Source organism: Pseudomonas putida group bacterium ESBL64, from assembly GCF_045277175.1.
Lineage (GTDB): Bacteria > Pseudomonadota > Gammaproteobacteria > Pseudomonadales > Pseudomonadaceae > Aquipseudomonas > Aquipseudomonas alloputida.
The window spans coordinates 5,374,836-5,393,243 of record NZ_CP145799.1; the positions used below are offsets into that span (position 1 = coordinate 5,374,836).

General features: G+C 55.0%; 15 protein-coding genes. All 15 read left to right on the forward strand.

The window, feature by feature from the left end; genetic code table 11:
* Positions 1-81: 81 nt before the first annotated feature.
* The 15 genes from rpsA (at position 82) to V6093_RS24470 (ending at position 18,401) form a co-directional block, all read left to right on the forward strand.
* The gene (gene rpsA / locus V6093_RS24400) at positions 82-1,758 is read left to right on the forward strand and encodes a 30S ribosomal protein S1 (protein ID WP_003252673.1); all 1,677 of its coding nucleotides are present in this window, start codon (positions 82-84) and stop codon (positions 1,756-1,758) included.
* Positions 1,759-2,231: 473 nt separating this feature from the next.
* Positions 2,232-2,528 carry an integration host factor subunit beta gene (gene ihfB / locus V6093_RS24405; protein WP_003252675.1) on the forward strand — a complete coding sequence of 99 codons (297 nt, stop codon included), beginning with the start codon at positions 2,232-2,234 and terminating at the stop codon, positions 2,526-2,528.
* A gap of 21 nt (positions 2,529-2,549) precedes the next feature.
* Positions 2,550-2,813 (forward strand): lipopolysaccharide assembly protein LapA domain-containing protein, encoded by a 264-nt coding sequence (locus tag V6093_RS24410; RefSeq protein WP_003252676.1) that lies wholly within the window; start codon positions 2,550-2,552, stop codon positions 2,811-2,813.
* 102 nt (positions 2,814-2,915) lie between these two features.
* Entirely contained in the window at positions 2,916-4,358 is a 1,443-nt protein-coding gene (locus V6093_RS24415) for an MBL fold metallo-hydrolase (RefSeq protein WP_332730422.1), read from the forward strand.
* A gap of 237 nt (positions 4,359-4,595) precedes the next feature.
* Entirely contained in the window at positions 4,596-5,654 is a 1,059-nt protein-coding gene (locus V6093_RS24420) for an LPS O-antigen chain length determinant protein WzzB (protein WP_047605281.1), read from the forward strand.
* A gap of 110 nt (positions 5,655-5,764) precedes the next feature.
* Positions 5,765-7,042 (forward strand): Vi polysaccharide biosynthesis UDP-N-acetylglucosamine C-6 dehydrogenase TviB, encoded by a 1,278-nt coding sequence (gene tviB, locus V6093_RS24425; protein WP_047605280.1) that lies wholly within the window; start codon positions 5,765-5,767, stop codon positions 7,040-7,042.
* Between the two features lie 46 nt (positions 7,043-7,088).
* Complete coding sequence (locus V6093_RS24430) at positions 7,089-8,114, forward strand: NAD-dependent epimerase/dehydratase family protein (RefSeq protein WP_047605279.1); 1,026 nt, start codon at positions 7,089-7,091, stop codon at positions 8,112-8,114.
* Positions 8,115-8,212: 98 nt separating this feature from the next.
* Positions 8,213-9,499: an oligosaccharide flippase family protein gene (locus tag V6093_RS24435; protein ID WP_047605278.1), complete on the forward strand. Its 1,287-nt coding sequence runs from the start codon at positions 8,213-8,215 to the stop codon at positions 9,497-9,499.
* A gap of 22 nt (positions 9,500-9,521) precedes the next feature.
* Complete coding sequence (locus tag V6093_RS24440) at positions 9,522-10,718, forward strand: hypothetical protein (RefSeq protein WP_406669643.1); 1,197 nt, start codon at positions 9,522-9,524, stop codon at positions 10,716-10,718.
* Positions 10,708-11,625: a glycosyltransferase family 2 protein gene (locus tag V6093_RS24445; RefSeq protein ID WP_047605277.1), complete on the forward strand. Its 918-nt coding sequence runs from the start codon at positions 10,708-10,710 to the stop codon at positions 11,623-11,625. Before V6093_RS24440 ends, V6093_RS24445 begins: the two co-directional genes overlap by 11 nt.
* A complete protein-coding gene (locus V6093_RS24450; RefSeq protein WP_406669644.1) occupies positions 11,598-12,728 on the forward strand; it encodes a glycosyltransferase family 4 protein in 1,131 nt (376 codons plus the stop codon). Before V6093_RS24445 ends, V6093_RS24450 begins: the two co-directional genes overlap by 28 nt.
* Before the next feature lie 36 nt (positions 12,729-12,764).
* Positions 12,765-14,717, forward strand: a complete 1,953-nt coding sequence (gene asnB / locus V6093_RS24455; RefSeq protein WP_047605275.1) for an asparagine synthase (glutamine-hydrolyzing) — start codon at positions 12,765-12,767, stop codon at positions 14,715-14,717.
* A 1-nt stretch (position 14,718) separates the two neighbouring features.
* Positions 14,719-15,864 carry a glycosyltransferase family 4 protein gene (locus tag V6093_RS24460; protein WP_047605274.1) on the forward strand — a complete coding sequence of 382 codons (1,146 nt, stop codon included), beginning with the start codon at positions 14,719-14,721 and terminating at the stop codon, positions 15,862-15,864.
* A gap of 238 nt (positions 15,865-16,102) precedes the next feature.
* On the forward strand, positions 16,103-17,068 hold the full coding sequence (locus tag V6093_RS24465) for an SDR family oxidoreductase (RefSeq protein WP_047605273.1): 966 nt from the start codon (positions 16,103-16,105) through the stop codon (positions 17,066-17,068).
* A gap of 319 nt (positions 17,069-17,387) precedes the next feature.
* The gene (locus tag V6093_RS24470; protein ID WP_047605272.1) at positions 17,388-18,401 is read left to right on the forward strand and encodes a glycosyltransferase family 4 protein; all 1,014 of its coding nucleotides are present in this window, start codon (positions 17,388-17,390) and stop codon (positions 18,399-18,401) included.
* The last annotated feature ends 7 nt before the right edge of the window (positions 18,402-18,408 follow it).

Below are 18,408 nucleotides of genomic sequence, written 5' to 3' on the forward strand. Positions count from 1 at the left end.
CTTTCCTTTACTTAAAACGAACCCACATTGTCTGGAATGTGGTTATGGGCGTCTGTTTCGCCCGAATCTACAGGAATTAAAATGAGCGAAAGCTTTGCAGAACTCTTTGAAGAAAGCCTGAAAACCCTCAATCTTCAGCCGGGTGCGATCATCACCGGTATCGTTGTCGACATCGACGGCGACTGGGTTACCGTACACGCTGGCCTGAAGTCCGAGGGCGTCATCCCGCTCGAGCAGTTCTACAACGAAGCTGGCGAGCTGACCATCAAGGTCGGTGACGAAGTTCACGTTGCGCTGGACGCGGTCGAAGACGGCTTTGGCGAAACCAAGCTGTCCCGTGAAAAAGCCAAGCGCGCCGAGTGCTGGATTGTTCTGGAAGCAGCTTTCGCCGCCGAAGAAGTGGTCAAGGGCGTTATCAACGGTAAGGTTAAGGGCGGCTTCACTGTCGACGTTAACGGCATCCGTGCGTTCCTGCCGGGCTCCCTGGTTGATGTCCGCCCAGTGCGCGACACCACCCACCTGGAAGGCAAAGAGCTGGAATTCAAGGTCATCAAGCTGGACCAGAAGCGCAACAACGTTGTCGTTTCCCGTCGCAGCGTGCTGGAAGCCGAGAACAGCGCCGAGCGCGAAGCCCTGCTGGAAACCCTGCAGGAAGGCCAGCAAGTCAAAGGTATCGTCAAGAACCTCACCGACTACGGCGCATTCGTGGACCTGGGCGGTATCGACGGCCTGCTGCACATCACCGACATGGCTTGGAAGCGCATCAAGCACCCATCGGAAATCGTTAACGTTGGCGACGAAGTCGACGTACGCGTTCTGAAGTTCGACCGTGAGCGCAACCGCGTTTCGCTGGGTCTGAAGCAGATGGGCGAAGATCCGTGGGTAGCTATCACTGCCCGTTACCCAGAAGGTACTCGCGTACAGGCTCGCGTTACCAACCTGACCGACTACGGCTGCTTCGCTGAGCTGGAAGAAGGCGTTGAAGGTCTGGTACACGTTTCCGAAATGGACTGGACCAACAAGAACATCCACCCGTCGAAAGTCGTTCAGGTTGGCGACGAAGTGGAAGTCATGGTTCTGGACATCGACGAAGAGCGTCGTCGTATCTCCCTGGGCATCAAGCAGTGCAAGTCCAACCCATGGGAAGACTTCTCTGGCCAGTTCAACAAGGGTGACAAGATCACCGGTACCATCAAGTCGATCACCGACTTCGGTATCTTCATTGGTCTGGACGGCGGCATCGACGGCCTGGTTCACCTGTCCGACATCTCCTGGAACGAAACCGGCGAAGAAGCCGTGCGTCGTTTCAAGAAGGGCGACGAGCTGGAAACTGTCATCCTGTCGGTTGACCCAGAGCGCGAGCGCATCTCCCTGGGCATCAAGCAGCTGGAAGACGATCCGTTCTCCAACTTCGTTGCTGTCAATGACAAGGGCGCTATCGTCAAGGGCATCGTGAAAGAAGTTGACGCCAAAGGCGCCATCGTCACCCTGGCCGACGACATCGAAGCCACTCTGAAAGCTTCCGAAATCAGCCGTGACCGCGTTGAAGACGCGCGTAACGTTCTGAAGGAAGGCGAAGAGATCGAAGCCAAGATCATCAGCGTTGACCGCAAGTCCCGCGTTATCAGCCTGTCGATCAAATCGAAAGACGACGCTGAAGAGCGCGAAGCTATCCAGAGCCTGAAAAACGCTCCGGAAGCTGCTGCCGACACCACCATGGCTGCGCTGCTGCGCGAAGCAATGGCCAAGCAGAACTGAGTTCTGTTTGATCGGTAAAAAGGGCGACCCTCGGGTCGCCCTTTTTTATGCTCCGCAACCAGGCGGCGCGGTGGATGGCACCGGCTTCGCCGGTGTTCGCGGGTAAACCCGCTCCTACACCGATGGCGCTGGATCACGCTCGCCTCAGGCCGACGCCCCCCGTTGTAGGAGCGGGCTTGCCCGCGAATCAGGCGGCGCGGTGGATGGCACCGGCTTCGCCGGTGTTCGCGGGTAAACCCGCTCCTACATCGATGGCGCTGGATCACACTCGCCTCAGGCTGACACGCCCCGTTGTAGGAGCGGGCTTGCCCGCGAATCAGGCAGCGCTGGCCTGCCTGAGTGGTAGACCATTCTTGAATTACTTCAATCTTGAATTTTTTTATTAAGTCAAGATCCACCCTGTTCAAATCCTTCCCAGCGTGCTACAAACTGGTTAAGCAATGATCTAGCTGCTTGATAACGAAGGGAAAAATATGACGAAGTCGGAGCTGATCGAACGTATTGTCACCCATCAGGGGCTGCTCTCGTCCAAGGATGTGGAGCTGGCCATCAAGACCATGCTTGAGCAGATGTCGCAATGCCTGGCTACCGGCGATCGCATCGAGATCCGCGGTTTTGGCAGCTTCTCGCTGCACTATCGCGCCCCCCGCGTGGGCCGTAACCCGAAGACCGGCCAGTCGGTCAGCCTCGAAGGCAAGTTCGTGCCGCACTTCAAACCCGGCAAAGAGCTGCGTGATCGGGTCAATGAAGAAGACGAGGCTGAAGCCTGATCTACCAAGGAGAGAATTCTGATGCGTAACCTCAAGCGCGCCCTGGCGGCAGTGTTCGTGCTGCTGTTGGCGGCTGTGGTGCTGTTCTTCGTGCTGGAGAACCAGCAAGCCGTGTCATTGGTCCTGTTCGGTTGGGCTACGCCAGCCATGCCGGTTGCTGTTCTGGTATTGGCTGCCTTGGTCATTGGCCTGGCGGTCGGGCCATTGCTGGGGGCTTACGGCGTGCAGCGCAGCAAGCGCAAGATCAGGGCTTCTGCCCGTCAGGCGGCACTGAACGGCAACTAAGGAAATTTCCTACACCTATTAAAGAAAGGTTCACCTATGCATGCGTCGGCTGTCATGGAGTAATAGCCCACTTCATTTTCGGTCCAGGCGAGTGTGCGCAGCATGGAATATCCCAGCCTTTCCCATCACGGTGGTACCCGGGGTGTCACCGGGTCCTGTCACCAGCTGCACCTCGGCCCATCCACCAGTTTGCTGGTCGACTGCGGGCTGGAACAAGGAAGTGATGCGCCGCCCGGTGCAGAATCCGCCCCCCTCGCTTTTGATATCCAGGGTATTCAGGCCCTGGTCATCACCCATGTCCATCTCGACCATGTTGGGCGCATCCCTGCGCTGCTGGCAGCGGGTTACCGTGGCCCTATCCTGTGCAGCGAGCCCTCGGCCCGGCTGCTGCCGCTGGTACTGGAAGACGCCTACAAGCTGAGCATCAGCAGCGAGCCTGCGCAGGTGGCGCGCTATCTCGACTTCATCCGTGACCTGATCGTGCCGCTGCCCTTTGAGCAGTGGCACACGGTGGTTGAGTACCCTGGTCTTGCCTGCCGTATTCGCCTCCAGCGTGCAGGGCATTTGCTGGGTTCCGCTTATGTCGAGTGTGATATGCAGCATGAGCACACCAACGCCCGGTATGTGTTTTCTGGTGACCTGGGCGCTTGTGGCAACCCGCTGCTGCGCCCGGTGCAACCTCCGGAGCGTGCCGATGTACTGGTGCTGGAAAGCACCTACGGCGACCGCCTGCACCCACGGGCAGGCGACCGCCGTCAGCGGCTGGAAGACGCCATCGACCGAGCCCTCGCCGACAAGGGCACTCTCCTGATTCCTGCATTCAGTCTTGGTCGTACCCAGGAGCTGCTGTGCGAGCTGGAAGACATTCTGCACCGCAAAGCCCTGCTGAACACTACCGGTCCGGCTCCGGACGGTGAGCCAATCGACTGGTCACAGTTGCCCATCATCCTCGATTCGCCCTTGGCTCAGCGCATCACCAGCGTGTACCGGGAGCTGCACGAATACTGGAATGCAGAAGCCAGGGCGCGTGTTGCAGCAGGGCGCGATCCACTTGGCTTCAGCCAACTGATCAGTGTGGACACCCATACCCGCCACCAGCAGGTGGTCAATTACCTCAAGAGCACCGGGCGACCGGCGATCGTGATTGCCGGCAATGGCATGTGTTCGGGTGGGCGTATCGTCAATTACCTCAAGGCCATGCTGGGGGATTCGCGGCATGAGGTGATGTTTGTGGGGTACCAGGCTAAGGGGACGCCGGGGGCGGTGATACAGGCTAGCGAAGGAGCGCAAGGCTTTGTGCAGGTTGATCTGGATGGGCGGATGTATGAGGTACGTCTCAAGGTAATTACCTTAGGTGGTTTCTCAGGGCACGCAGATCAAAGGGGGCTCGTGAGCTTTTCTCTTCAGGGCCAGACACCTGCTCGTCGAATAGTACTGGTCCATGGTGAGGCCAAGGCAAAGCATGCTCTTGCGGTCGCGTTGGGCAATGCATCGGGCCTGCTGGGGCGGCGGGTCGAGGTTGTGATGGCGCAGGCCGGAACCTGATCAGCTGTCGTTGCTTGCTGGAACATTTCAGTTTTTTCCAACTCTATTCCTTTTCAGCTGTCGTCGATGCGTTACGCTAAAAAAACGTTGAGTGGGGTGCTGATTCACCTTACCCTCATGCCACGTGAGGTCGCCCCTGCCTGGCGTGACTACCTTTAGGTATGTTGGTATACGCCTAGCTGGTTGATGTATCGATGATGTCGTTAAGCAGTATGGGCTAAGGAAAAAATAGAATAAATGCGCAATGACCGTGAGCGTTTAAACGGCAAGTCAGTAGTCGACCTGATAGAGTTGATCGAAGGGCTGTGGAAGCAAAAATGGATTGTGGTGTTAACCGCAACAGTCGTTACGTTAATAGGTGCGGCCTATGCGTTGCTGGCTACTCCGATATACGAGGCGAAGATTTTCGTCCAAGCGCCCTCTCAAAAGGACATTGCGCAACTCAATTATGGACGCGGCGGTGACAGTGGGTTGCCCGTTTTGACGGTCAAGACCATCTATCAAAGCTATGTGCGCCATCTTCAGTCAGAAGCGGTGCGGCGGCAGTTCTACCGTGAGGTCTATTTGAAAACGCTACCTGAGGCGGATCGGCCTGGCGCTCAAGATGACCTATATGCGAAGTTCAATAAAGCTGTGTCAGTACCGGCTGCGGTCAAGAACTCTCCTGGTCGTTTCGAGATTGTCGCGACTTCCCGTGACCCGCAGCAAGCGGCTGATTGGATAGTCCAGTATGCGCAACTCGCTGGGGAACAGGCCAAAAAAGAAATAGCGGCTGATGTGCGTGCCGATGCTTTGGTTAAAGCACGTAACCTAAAAGAGCGTGTTCGCTCCGCCAGAGAGGAAGCGCGGAAAGCTCGCGAAGACCGTATTGCTCGTCTCTCTGAGGCGCTGGTTGTTGCGCAGTCAATCGGCTTGGAAAAACCGCCCATTATTTCGGGGAATGGTAGTTCGGAGCTATCGGCGGACATGGAGGGCTCCCTGGTGTACATGAGGGGCAGTCGTGCGATCGAGGCAGAGCTTAAAAATCTGCGCGCTCGTACTTCCGATGATCCGTTTGTGGAACATTTGCGACGAGATCAAGAAACGCTCGCTTTTTACGAAGGGCTTGAAGTAGACCCGTCAGTCTTTGATGTTTATCGTCAGGATGGAGGCTTGTATGTCCCCGATAAGCCGGTCCAGCCGCAGAAGGCAATTATTGTAGTGCTGAGTGCGTTCTTGGGGGCGTTGCTCGGCGTGCTGATTGCTCTTTATCGAGCATTTTTCTTCACTCGTCGGTATGCGCACAGTGCCAAGTAGTCATTGCGTTGTTGCTTGGCCAAGGGCGAATCCCTGGTTTCGATTGTCAGTATGCTGCGGCGTCGCGAAGCCGGTATTCCCGCTGGCGATAACCAAGTTTAACTTTATAGATGAACGTTCTTATGAATATTAAGCTGGCGGTTATTGGTTTAGGCTATGTTGGTCTGCCCTTGGCAGTCGAGTTCGGTAAACATCGTGAGGTCGTTGGGTTCGATATCAACGCATCACGAATTGAGGCATTGAAGGCAGGTCACGATGCGACTCAAGAGGTTAGCGCTGATGAGTTGGCGAGCGCTCGCTTGCTGAGTTACAGTGCGCAAGCTGAGGATTTGCGCCTTTGTAATGTATTTATCGTTACCGTTCCTACACCTATTGACGAATACAAGCAACCGGATCTGACGCCTTTGGTGAAGGCTTCGGAAACCATCGGCCGAATCTTGAAAGCCGGTGATATTGTGATTTATGAGTCTACGGTCTACCCTGGTGCAACCGAAGAGGTCTGTGTCCCAGTCCTTGAGCGTATGTCCGGGTTAGTGTTTAATCAGGATTTTTTCGCAGGCTACAGCCCTGAACGCATAAATCCAGGTGACAAAGAGCATCGCGTAACGACGATCAAAAAGGTTACCTCGGGCTCGACCGAAGCCATTGCTGAAGTAGTCGACTCGCTGTATAGGGAAATTATCACTGCTGGCACGCACAAGGCGGCAAGTATCAAGATCGCTGAGGCGGCCAAGGTTATTGAAAATACTCAGCGTGACTTGAATATCGCACTGATCAACGAACTGGCGATAATTTTCAATCGACTGGGTATCGATACTCAAGCGGTTCTTGAAGCGGCGGGTACAAAGTGGAACTTCTTGCCGTTTCGCCCCGGTCTTGTGGGGGGGCACTGCATCGGTGTCGACCCTTATTACCTCACTCACAAGGCCCAGGCAATTGGTTATCACCCGGAGATTATCCTTGCTGGTCGGCGCTTGAATGACTCGATGGGGCGCTACGTTGCCTCGCAGTTGGTCAAGGCGATGCTCAAGCGCCGCCTTCAGGTTGAAGGTGCTCGCGTGCTGGTTATGGGCTTGACGTTCAAGGAAAACTGCCCGGATCTGCGCAATACGCGCATCGTTGATATTATTACCGAGTTGAGTGAATACGGCATTGCGGTCGATGTATTTGACCCTTGGGTTGATGTCGCTGAGTCGCAACATGAATATGGCATCACACCGGTGGCCACACCGCCGGCGGGCGCCTATGACGGCATCGTTGTGGCCGTTGCGCATCAGGAGTTTAAAGCGCTCGGTGAGGCTGCCATTCGTGCTTATGGCAAAACTAATCATGTGCTCTACGACTTGAAGTATCTGCTGGATGCTGCAGGTTCCGATATTCGCCTTTAGTTGGTAGCGATGTCAGCTTTGTCAATTATTGTAGGTGGCGTTGAAAATGACCGCATATGAGTCGCTTCAGAAACTGCTTCCCCAAGCCCCCAAAAGGTGGCTTATCACTGGGGTGGCAGGGTTTATCGGTTCCAACCTGCTTGAGCATCTGCTTTTGCTCGACCAGACAGTGGTAGGTTTGGATAACTTTGCCACGGGCCATCAGCGTAACCTGGATGAGGTCAGATCCAACGTGAGCGCCCTGCAATGGAGCCGTTTCACCTTTATTAAGGGTGATATTCGCGATCTGAATGATTGCCAGGCTGCCTGTCGCGGTGTGGACTATGTATTGCATCAGGCGGCTCTGGGGTCAGTGCCGCGTTCGCTGAATGACCCAATTGCTACTAATGCAACCAATATCGACGGTTTCTTGAATATGTTGGTTGCTGCACGTGATGCGGCAGTCAAAAGCTTTACTTATGCGGCAAGCAGTTCGACGTATGGTGATCATCCAGGGTTGCCAAAAGTAGAGGATGTGATCGGTAAACCTTTATCGCCGTATGCGGTGACAAAGTATGTGAATGAACTGTATGCCGAGGTCTTCTTCAGGTCTTATGGTTTCAACAGTGTTGGCTTGCGCTATTTCAACGTATTCGGCCGTCGGCAAGACCCGCAAGGTGCGTATGCGGCGGTAATCCCGAAATGGCTTGCTTCGATGATCAGTGCGGACGACCTGTTTATCAATGGCGACGGCGAGACCAGTCGCGATTTCTGCTTCATTGAGAACGTGATACAGATGAATCTTCTGGCCGCCACCAGCTCCGATCCTGCGGCAGTTAACCAGATTTACAACGTGGCAGTTAGTGGCCGTACTTCCCTCAATCAATTATTCGAGGCGTTGCGTAGAGGCTTGGAAGAGAACGGTATAGTCTATTCAAAAGCGCCGGTGTACCGTGATTTTCGTGCCGGCGATGTGAGGCATTCGCAGGCGGATATATCCAAGGCGCAGAAGCTATTGGGTTATGTGCCGGCCTATGATGTCAGCCGGGGAATTTCCAAAGCGATGCCTTGGTACATTAAATTCCTTGCCTGAAAGAGCGCCTTTGTAGCTGCTTTAAAATTACAATGGCTCGAGCCGGCTGGTGCCGTAAACCAGGTCAAGCTTGGCTGACATCAGTGTGAGGGGATTGGGTGCATTACAGAAATATCATTTGGAATCTGCTCGGTCTAGGCTTGCCGCTTATCATCGCTGCGCTGACAGTTCCGGGCTTGATTTCAATAGTAGGTACTGAGCGTTTTGGTCTTCTTGCACTCGCCTGGGGGTTAATCGGATATGCCGGTGCGCTCGACCTCGGAATTGGTCGTGCGCTGACCCAGCGTATTGCCTCCCTGCGAGGCGACCCGCAAGCTGCGGTCATCAGCGATGCCGTTGCAACTGCAGTTACGTTGACCTCGGTGGTCGGTGTCGTAGGATTGGTGGCAATTGCACTGGGCTCGTTTGCGGGTGTGCAGCAGTTTATTCCACGCCAGAGTATTCCTGCTGCAGAGATTACGTTTTCCCTGCTGCTCCTGGCTCTTGCGCTGCCAATGCAAGCGGTGAGCGCAACGTACCGGGGGGTGAATGAGGCTTACCTGAATTTCAGAGGCATCAGCCTGTTGAGAATTGGTTTGGGTGTAGCCAACTTTGGAGGGCCGTACTTGGTTGCTCAATTCACGCATGAACTACCATGGTTGGTGTCCACCTTGGTGGTTTCGCGTGCGGTTGCGCTGGTTATTTATCGGTACAGCGCAAAGGGTTGTTTGCTTGAGCAGCAGTCTGGTCGTTATGCAAAAGAGGAAGCTATCAAGCTGCTGCAATTCGGAGGGTGGGTAACGGTCAGCAGCATCGTTAGCCCTTTTCTGGTGCAAGCGGACCGTTTCTTTGTAGGCTTCCTGTTATCAGCTGCAGCGGTGACTGCCTATGTGATTCCCTACGAAATTACCGTGCAGTCGATGATTTTGGTTGGCGCGGTTAGCACCGTCGCGTTTCCCGCCATTGCTGCGTTGATGCAGCAAGGCGCGGATAAGGCGTGGGCATTGTTCCGTACTTGGACACTTCGGGTTGCTGCGATGATGCTGGTCATCATGAGCGCGATGGCGCTGTTGATGCCGGTCGTGCTCAATCTATGGGTAGGTGAATACGTAAATTCTGAATCCGTCACGGTGGGGCGGATTTTGTGCGTAGGCGTATTCTTGAATGGCGTTGGCGCCATGCTCTATGCCTTTCTGCATGCTCAGGGGCGGACCAGAATCACTGCCATTTTCCACCTGATAGAGTTGCCGCTATTTGTCGGCGCGCTGTACTGGCTGATTCAAGATTTTGGAGTCATCGGTGCGGCAATTGCCTGGATGCTGCGAACATTGCTAGACACACTATTGTTGGGTTGGGCTGTGTCGCGTGCAAAAGGCCATAGGGGCGTGGTCGATGCCATTAAATAACTTCGCCCGACAGGTGGCAGGCTTGATACTGCTGCTGTCCCTGGTATTCCCCACGAGCTTCACTGCCTTCAAAACCGTAGCACTTCTGCTGCCTCTAGGTTCCCTGATACTAGGTGGTGGGATTGTAGGTAGGGTTGATACACGTTTGATTATTGCTGCGATTCTATTTTCCTGTATAGGACTCGGCTGGTCCTTGTATGGCGCTTTGGTGGGTAACCTTGGCGCACTGCGCGTGCTCACTGTGATGGTGGTGTACCCGATTTTGTTCACAATACTCGCGATGCTCTATCGTGGGGACAGTCAAGGCCTGGAGCGCTTGTTGGTATTCGCAGGGCTGATGATTGTGCTGATTGACCTGGGCTTCGTATTAGGCGAAATCGTGCTGCCTGGCAACCTGCTAGGCGCGACTTTACGAGCCCTGTATGGTGATGAGGCGGTCGTCGATTATGGCGCCGGCTACTTGAAGTTTACCTTGCCTAACGTCTCCACGGTTATCTTCTTGTTATCTTTCATGTTATGTCGGATCATCTGCGAGCGCATTACTCTGACTGGGCTGGTGACGTTCCTTGGTTTGGTACTGGTCGTAGTGCTTTCCGGGCGGCGAGTCATATTGGTAACGGCATTTTTTGGACCGGTTATTGCCTACTGTATGAGTTGGGGAGCCCCTGGGGGGCGAGGGTGGGCAGTATTTAAAGTAGGTATTTCCGTCGGTGGTGCCATTTTGCTTGCAGTGTTCATGTATTCACTGTGGCCTGATTATATTTACGAGCGAGTGTCATCGATTTTCGAGTTTGGTGAGGGTGCTAGCAACCTGGAGCGGACGTATCAGTTTATAGCGTTGATGGATGGGATTTATGATCATCCGTTATGGGGCGCGGGGGCAGGCGCAGTAGCTGACTACATTCGCTCAGAAGAAATGCCTTGGGCCTACGAGTTGTTTTATATTGCGCTCGTTTTTCAGTATGGTCTTTTGGGTTTCGCAGTTTACGCAGTGGGCGTGTTTTTCCTCATGGTGTTCCTGGCTCGTGAAGTGCGGCGGAAAGGGCGCGATTGTTTTGAATTTTATTATCTCTGTGGACTTATTTCGTTTTTGTTGGCTACAGCGACCAATCCGTATTTGGCAAAATTCGATTACATGTGGGTTTTGTTCGTGCCTGTGGCCTTGTTGAATCACCGGCTGATAGAGAGCGTTGACAGGAGCTGGGTTCATGGACATTGATGTAGTTATCGTTAACTGGAATTCGGGCTCGCAGATTCGCGACTGCATCAGCTCGCTGCAGGCGAGTATCGCCATGGGCCAGGTACGGGTCATTGTGGTTGACAACGGCTCCACTGATGGTTCTGATCTAGGTTTGGAGCAGGATGGGGTCAGCGTTTTGCGCACGGGCGCCAATCTTGGTTTCGCACGAGCCTGCAACTTGGGTGCTGCTGAAGGGGATTCGCCTTTCGTATTGTTCCTTAACCCTGATGCAGCTGTGTACCCGGGTACCCTCGATTATGTCTTGTCGTTCATGCGTAGCCCTTGTAATACCAAAGTTGGCGTGTGTGGCGTGCAGTTGGAAGAAGAAAATGGCCACATCGCCCGCAGTTGTACGCGCCTGCCGACTACGGCCAGTTTCGTAACCCATGCACTTGGACTGGACCGTTTCGTTCCGCGTTTGGGCTTTTTCATGACCGACTGGGCTCATGACACTGATCGCTCAGTCGATCACGTGATCGGTGCTTTCTACCTGATTCGCCGCGAGCTTTTTGATCAGCTAGGCGGGTTCGATGAGCGATTTTTTGTCTATCTCGAAGACTTGGATTTGTCGAAACGGGTCAAAGACGAGGGATACAGCATCAAGTACTTGACCGAGGTGAAGGCGTTTCACAAAGGCGGGGGGACGTCGGACCAAGTCAAGGCCCGGAGGCTCTTCTACTCATTGAGGAGCCGTATACTGTATGCCTTCAAGCATTTCGGACGGGCATCCGGCATTGCAGTTCTGCTTGCGACAACATTGCCAGAACCCTTTCTGCGTGTCGGCCTGGCGCTGCTAAAGCGCAAGGGGGGGATGGAGACGTTACAGGCCTACCGTATGTTGTTCGTCTGGCTGGGTGAATGGTTGACTACGGGCAAGACGCGATGAGCAGCTTGAATACTGATTCCGGCAACGCCACGAAGAAAATTCTTATTCTCAGCCGCTACACGCGCATGGGCGCGAGTAGCCGCTTGAGGATGTTGCAGTATATCCCTGCACTGCAGGGCAGCGAGCTAGTGTTTGAAGTCAGTGCTTTCTTTGGCGAGGACTACCTGAACGACCTTTATGCCTCTGCCAGGCGTTCGCCATTAAAACTGCTGCGCTACTACGTGAAGCGCGTGGCCGTTTTGATGCGTGTTGGCCGTTACGACGCAGTATGGATTGAAAAGGAGCTCTTTCCCTTCTTGCCTGCAATATTCGAGCGTTGGCTGCGAGCTACGGGGGCTCGATATCTCGTCGATTACGATGATGCAGTGTTCCACAACTATGACCTCTCTCCGCGGGCGTGGGTACGCAGATTGCTAGGCAACAAGATTGACCAAGTGATGCGTGCCTCGGATGTCGTTGTTGCTGGCAATGAGTATTTAGCGGAACGGGCAAGGCAAGCAGGTGCCGGGCGTGTTGAGGTTATTCCTACTGTAGTCGACCATCGCCGTTATCGGGTAAGCAGCCGCAGCACAGACCAACAACTGGCAATTGGCTGGATAGGCTCGCCCTCAACCCAGAAGTATGTCGTCAGCATTCATGCAGCGCTGCGGGAGGTCTGTACTCGTTACGGTGCCAAGCTCGTCCTGGTTGGCGCCAATCCGGATATCGCTACTCTATTACCGGGGATCGAAGTTGAAACCCTTCCTTGGAGTGAAGATAGCGAGGCTGAACTGATCGAGCGCATGGATATCGGTATCATGCCGCTGATTGATGGCCCATGGGAGAAGGGCAAATGTGGGTACAAACTGATCCAGTACATGGCCTGTGGTATACCCGTAGTCGCTTCGCCTGTTGGGGTTAATGTCGAGATCGTTGGCGACAACCGATGCGGTTTGCTCGCCCATGATCAGGCAGAGTGGCTGGCTGCACTGTCACATTTGCTGGCTTCTCGTGAAGAACGTACGCGCCTGGGTTTAGCTGGCAGGCATGCGGTCGAGTCACGGTACTCGATACAGGCGCAGGCGCCTGTGCTCGAAAAGCTCTTGAAAAGACTGACAGGTTGATCAGATTGCAAAGTCGAACTCACAAGGTGCGCCCCAATGTGTGGAATTGCTGGATTTTTTAGCCCGGGCATGCCGAATGCATCGGCGTGTATCGGGCGAATGACAACTGAAATTATCCACCGGGGACCTGATGATAGCGGTCACTGGATGGACGAATCGATAGGCCTTGTTTTAGGTCATCGACGGCTGGCGATTCTCGACTTGTCGCCAGCCGGCCATCAGCCCATGGCATCGGCTTGTAACCGGTTCATCATGGTCTATAACGGCGAAGTCTATAACCATCTTGAGTTACGTACCAAGCTTGAGGCGCAAGGGGCGGCTCCTACATGGCGGGGGCACTCTGACACAGAGACGCTCCTTGCAGGTATCGCTGCGTGGGGGCTTGAAAAGACGCTGCAGCTAGCAGTTGGCATGTTCGCGATTGCGCTTTGGGACCGACTGGAGCAGACGCTTAGCCTTGCGCGTGACAGGTTTGGCGAAAAGCCTTTGTATTACGGATGGCAGGGAAACAGCCTGCTGTTTGGTTCCGAACTGAAAGCCCTGAAATGCCACCCAGCTGCGACGAAGGAGATCGATCGGGATGCACTGGCGTTGCTGCTGCGGCACAACTGCATTCCAGCACCGTACAGTATCTATAAGGGCATCCATAAACTGCGCGCTGGTCACTGGATCAAGTTTCCACTTGCTCAACCCGACGCCGCTCGCCATGCCCAGTCCGCTGCATACTGGTCGCTCAACGAGGTGGTTGAGAAGGGGCTGCGCAGCCCGTTCCAAGGTTCATTTACAGAAGCCGCCGACCTGCTTGAGCATCAATTGTCGGCCACGGTAGGGGAGCAAATGCTGTCTGACGTTCCTTTGGGGGCGTTTCTTAGCGGCGGGGTAGACAGCAGTACCATTGTCGCCCTGATGCAGGCGCAGAGTCGCCAGCCGGTGCGTACCTTCACGATTGGATTTGGTGAGTCTGCCTACAACGAGGCTGCATTCGCTAAGGAGGTTGCGCATCATTTGGGTACTGATCACACCGAACTGTATGTGACGCCCAATGATGCTCAGGCGGTTATTCCGCGACTGGCCTCTATCTACTGCGAACCGTTCAGCGACAGCTCACAAATTCCGACTTTTTTGGTCAGCCAGTTGGCAAGTGCGCATGTCAAGGTTGTTTTGAGCGGTGATGGCGGTGACGAACTGTTCGGTGGTTACAACCGTTACCTGATGGGTAACAAGGTCTGGAGCAGGCTGTCGCGGCTGCCGGCATTCGCCCGCAAAGGTGCTTCAATGGCCTTGCGTTCGTTATCGTCTGCACAGTGGGACCAAGTTTACGGGGCTCTCAAGCCGGTTATTCCATCGAGCTTGCAGATTTCTACGCCGGGCGACAAGGCCCATAAGCTGGCAGGTCTGCTTGGTTTGGCAGATCAGCGCGAGTTCTTCCGCACCTTGACGAGTCATTGGCAGGACCCCTCCAGCGTGATTATCAATGCCGTGGAGCCTGAGACGTTGCTTAGTGCCAGCGCGCATTGGCCTAACTCCGACCATTTTGCGCATACGATGATGGCGATGGATGCCCAGACATACATGACCGATGACATTCTGGTCAAAGTTGATCGTGCTGCTATGGCCGTGAGCCTGGAAAGCCGGGTGCCGATGCTTGATCCACGGGTGGTTGAGCTAGCTTGGACCCTGCCGCTTGACCACAAGATCCATGAGGGACAGGGTAAGCGCGTGTTGCGCGAGGTGCTCTACCGGCATGTGCCTCGGGAGCTGATTGAGCGTCCCAAACAGGGGTTTTCACTGCCTCTCGACAGCTGGCTGAGAGGCCCTCTGCGCGAGTGGGCGCAGGCGCAGCTCGATCCCTCTCGATTGCGGCAAGAAGGTATTTTCCATCCTGAACCGATTACTCGGATGTGGAACGATCATTTAAGTGGTCGACGTAACTGGCAGCATCATCTGTGGAACGTCCTCATGTTCCAGGCGTGGTATTCAGAGCAATAGAATGCAAAAATTTCTTATGATCTCGAGTCATCCAGACTCGCTGCTGAACTTGCGTGGCGCACTGCTCGAAGCGGTGCTTGCCAGAGGGATACAGGTGCATGTGGCTTCACCCGACTTGGATGCCGACAGCCAGGTGCGGGCAGCGTTCGAGGCCAAGGGCATCATTGTGCACGACATCGATCTGCAACGTGTGGGCTTGAACCCTGTGGCGGATGTTCGCTCGCTTTTGCAGCTCTGGCGCCTCATGCGCCAAATTCGGCCGACCTATCTGATGGCGTATACAGTTAAACCCGTCGTGTATGGCTCGATAGCGGGTTGGCTCGCAAGGGTACCTCGGCGCTTTGCGTTGATCCCCGGGTTGGGCTACGCCTTCCAGCAGCCGGAGCAGGAGGGCAAGCGAGGTTTCGTACGCAGGGTAGTGCAACGTCTTTACAGCGCAGCCTTGCGTTGTACGCATAAAGTGTTTTTTCAGAACCCGGACGATGAAGCGTTGTTTCGCTCGTTGAATCTTCTCCCGGAACGTGTGCCATCTTGCGTGGTCAATGGCTCTGGCGTAGACGTGTCTTCGTTTGCTGTGGTGCCCCTGCCAGAGTTGCCACGCTTTCTGTTGATCGCTCGGCTGTTGGGTGACAAGGGCGTGCGTGAATACGCCGCTGCCGCGCAGTGTATGCGCCAGCTCCATCCACAGGCCAGTTTTGCTCTGGTCGGTTGGATTGATGATAACCCTGATGCCATTACTCAGCGTGAACTGGACCGCTGGATTGCTGAGGGTACCTTGCAGTATTTGGGGCGCATGAGCGATGTTCGTCCGGCGATCGAGACCTGCAGTGTCTACGTTCTGCCTTCTTATCGGGAAGGCACCCCGCGGACGGTGCTCGAAGCCATGGCGATGGGGCGACCGATCATAACCACCGATGCACCGGGTTGCCGTGAAACGGTGGTGCCGGAGGACAATGGTATGTTGGTCGCGGTGAAGAACGTGGAGCAATTGGTCGAGGCGATGGAGCGGTTCGTGGTAGAGCCCGATCTGGCTATGCGTATGGGGCGGCGGTCCAGGGAAATTGCAGAGCAGCGTTATGATGTTCACTCAGTGAACGCGGTCATGCTCGCTGAAATGGGAATTGCCCCCCAGGGCAGGGTCGGCTGAGTTGGCGGCCATACGCACTTGCCTATGTTCGATAAAGGGGCAAATGTTGACCGCCCCTGCAACCCTCGTCTTTGAAAGCGCCTTTAACGCCCCATGGAATTCATGCCGGACGACCCCGTCAGCATTAGATTCATGGGGCGTTGATGGCCATCAGTGATTGCCAGGTAGCGGAAACTTTCACGCCAGCGAAAGGTTACTGGTTTCGCTATTCAATTTCATCAATTCGTGGGGCAGTGATATGAAGGTGTTAGTTACCGGTGCCGGGGGCTTTGTAGGTAAGGCACTTTGCAAGCGTCTTGAGACTGCGGACCACATTGAAGTCATTGGTGCGGTTCGTACGCTGCCTTCACAACCCTATGGCGCTTGTTCGCTGGTCGCGGTAGGTGATATTGACGGGCATACCGACTGGTCTCAAGCACTCGCAGGCGTGAGCGTGGTCGTTCATCTGGCTGCTCGCGCTCATGTGCTGAATGAACAGTCGAGAGATCCACGCGAAGAGTTTCGCCGGGTTAACGTGGAAGGCGCGCTGGCCTTGTTCCAGCAAGCTATCGATTGTGGCTTGAAACGCTTCGTGTTCATCAGCTCGATTGGCGTGGTGGGCGGCAGCACGGAGGGTAAGCCGTTTACGGAAACCATGCCGCCTGCGCCCCACGCCGACTATGCCCATTCGAAATACGAAGCCGAGGAGGCATTGAAAGCCTTGTCGAAATCAAGTGGCGTCGAGTTGGTGATTGTTCGTCCTCCGCTGGTTTACGCCGCGCACGCTCCAGGTAACTTTGCCCGGCTGTTAAAGTTGGTAGCACTTGGTGTGCCGCTGCCATTTGGCAGTGTGATGAATCAGCGTAGTATGGTCGCCCTGGAAAATTTGGTCGATTTTATAACCTTATGCGTTCGCCATCCTGCGGCTGCAGGTGAAACGTTTCATGTTAGCGATGATGAAGATGTCTCGTTACCACAGATGCTCAAACTACTGGGTCGAGGGATGGGGCGAAATGTGCTTTTACTTCCCGTCCCAACTGGTTTGATGGCATTGGGCGCCCAGTTGCTGGGAAAGAAAAATCTCTATACCCAACTGTGCGGTTCTCTTCAGGTTGATTCGACGAAATCTCGATCGTTATTGGGGTGGCAGCCCCCGATCAGCGCGGAAATAGCCCTGCTCCAAGCGGGAGCCAGTTTCAGCCGGTCGCAGAAGCATGATGCCTAACGTATTACAGTCACGGTGGAATCGGCCTGCTCTAACTTATTGGCTGGATGGGCCAGACCATTTTGTCAGAAATATCCATAAGTTGCGTGCGTACCTTCTGTTGTCATGCAATCTGTTCGGTAGTAATAATCGACATGGCGAGTGCCGTTCCACCGCCAGACTGCTGGTCTGCATGTACAGTGTATGGTCAGGGGTGACCGCACGGCGGGTTGCGGATGTAATCGGACAAAAGCAGGGTATTGCTCGTCAAGCAACTCTGGCACAAGTGAATGCGGCTTCACTGGCTGCGGCCAGGCACTAGAAAGGAAATTAACAACCGATGATGCTTTTGTGGGCTTTACCTGCTGTATTGCTGCTGTCCTTGCTGATGACCGCCGGCTTGCGCCGCTATGCGCTGGCGCGCAGTGTCATCGACGTGCCTAACGCCCGCAGTTCGCACACTGTGCCCACGCCGCGTGGAGGCGGCGTTGCCATTGTGGTGACGTTCCTGTTGGCCATCGTTGGCACGATGCTGGCCGGGACAATAGACAACCACTCACTGGTAGGCCTGGGTGGTGGTGGGGCGCTGATTGCCATCATCGGTTTTATGGATGATCACGGCCATATTCCGGCTCGTTGGCGCCTGCTGGGGCACTTCATCGCTGCCGCCTGGATGCTGATCTGGATGGGGGGGATGCCACCACTGACGTTGCTTGGTTGGCAAGTCGACCTGGGTTGGCTGGGTGGCGTGCTCGCTGCGGTGTACTTGGTGTGGTTGTTGAACCTGTACAACTTCATGGACGGTATCGATGGCATTGCCAGTGTCGAAGCCATCACTGTGTGCCTGGGGGCTGCGTCGCTATACTCATTGTCAGGCATGCTCAGCCATGCCGTGTTACCCCTGCTGTTGGCCGCAGCAGTGGCAGGGTTTCTGTTCTGGAACTTTCCCCCTGCCAAGATTTTCATGGGTGATGCGGGCAGCGGCTTCCTCGGCATTGTGCTTGGCGGGATGTCGTTGCAGGCGGCCTGGATATCGCCCGACATGTTCTGGTGCTGGCTGATCCTGCTCGGCGTGTTCATCGTCGATGCGACTTACACGTTGGTGCGCCGCCTGCTGCGTGGTGACAGGGTTTACGAGGCGCACCGCAGCCATGCTTACCAGTTCGCCTCGAGGAAGTTCGGCATGCACTTGCCGGTGACTTTGGCAGTTGCCGTACTGAACCTGTGCTGGTTGTTGCCGATCGCTTTCTGCGTTAACCGACTGGGCCTGGATGGCTTCTTGGGCGTGGTTCTGGCCTATTCCCCGCTGGTTTTGTTGGCTGTGCATTTTCGTGCGGGCGAAATTGAAGAGTGAAACGAAG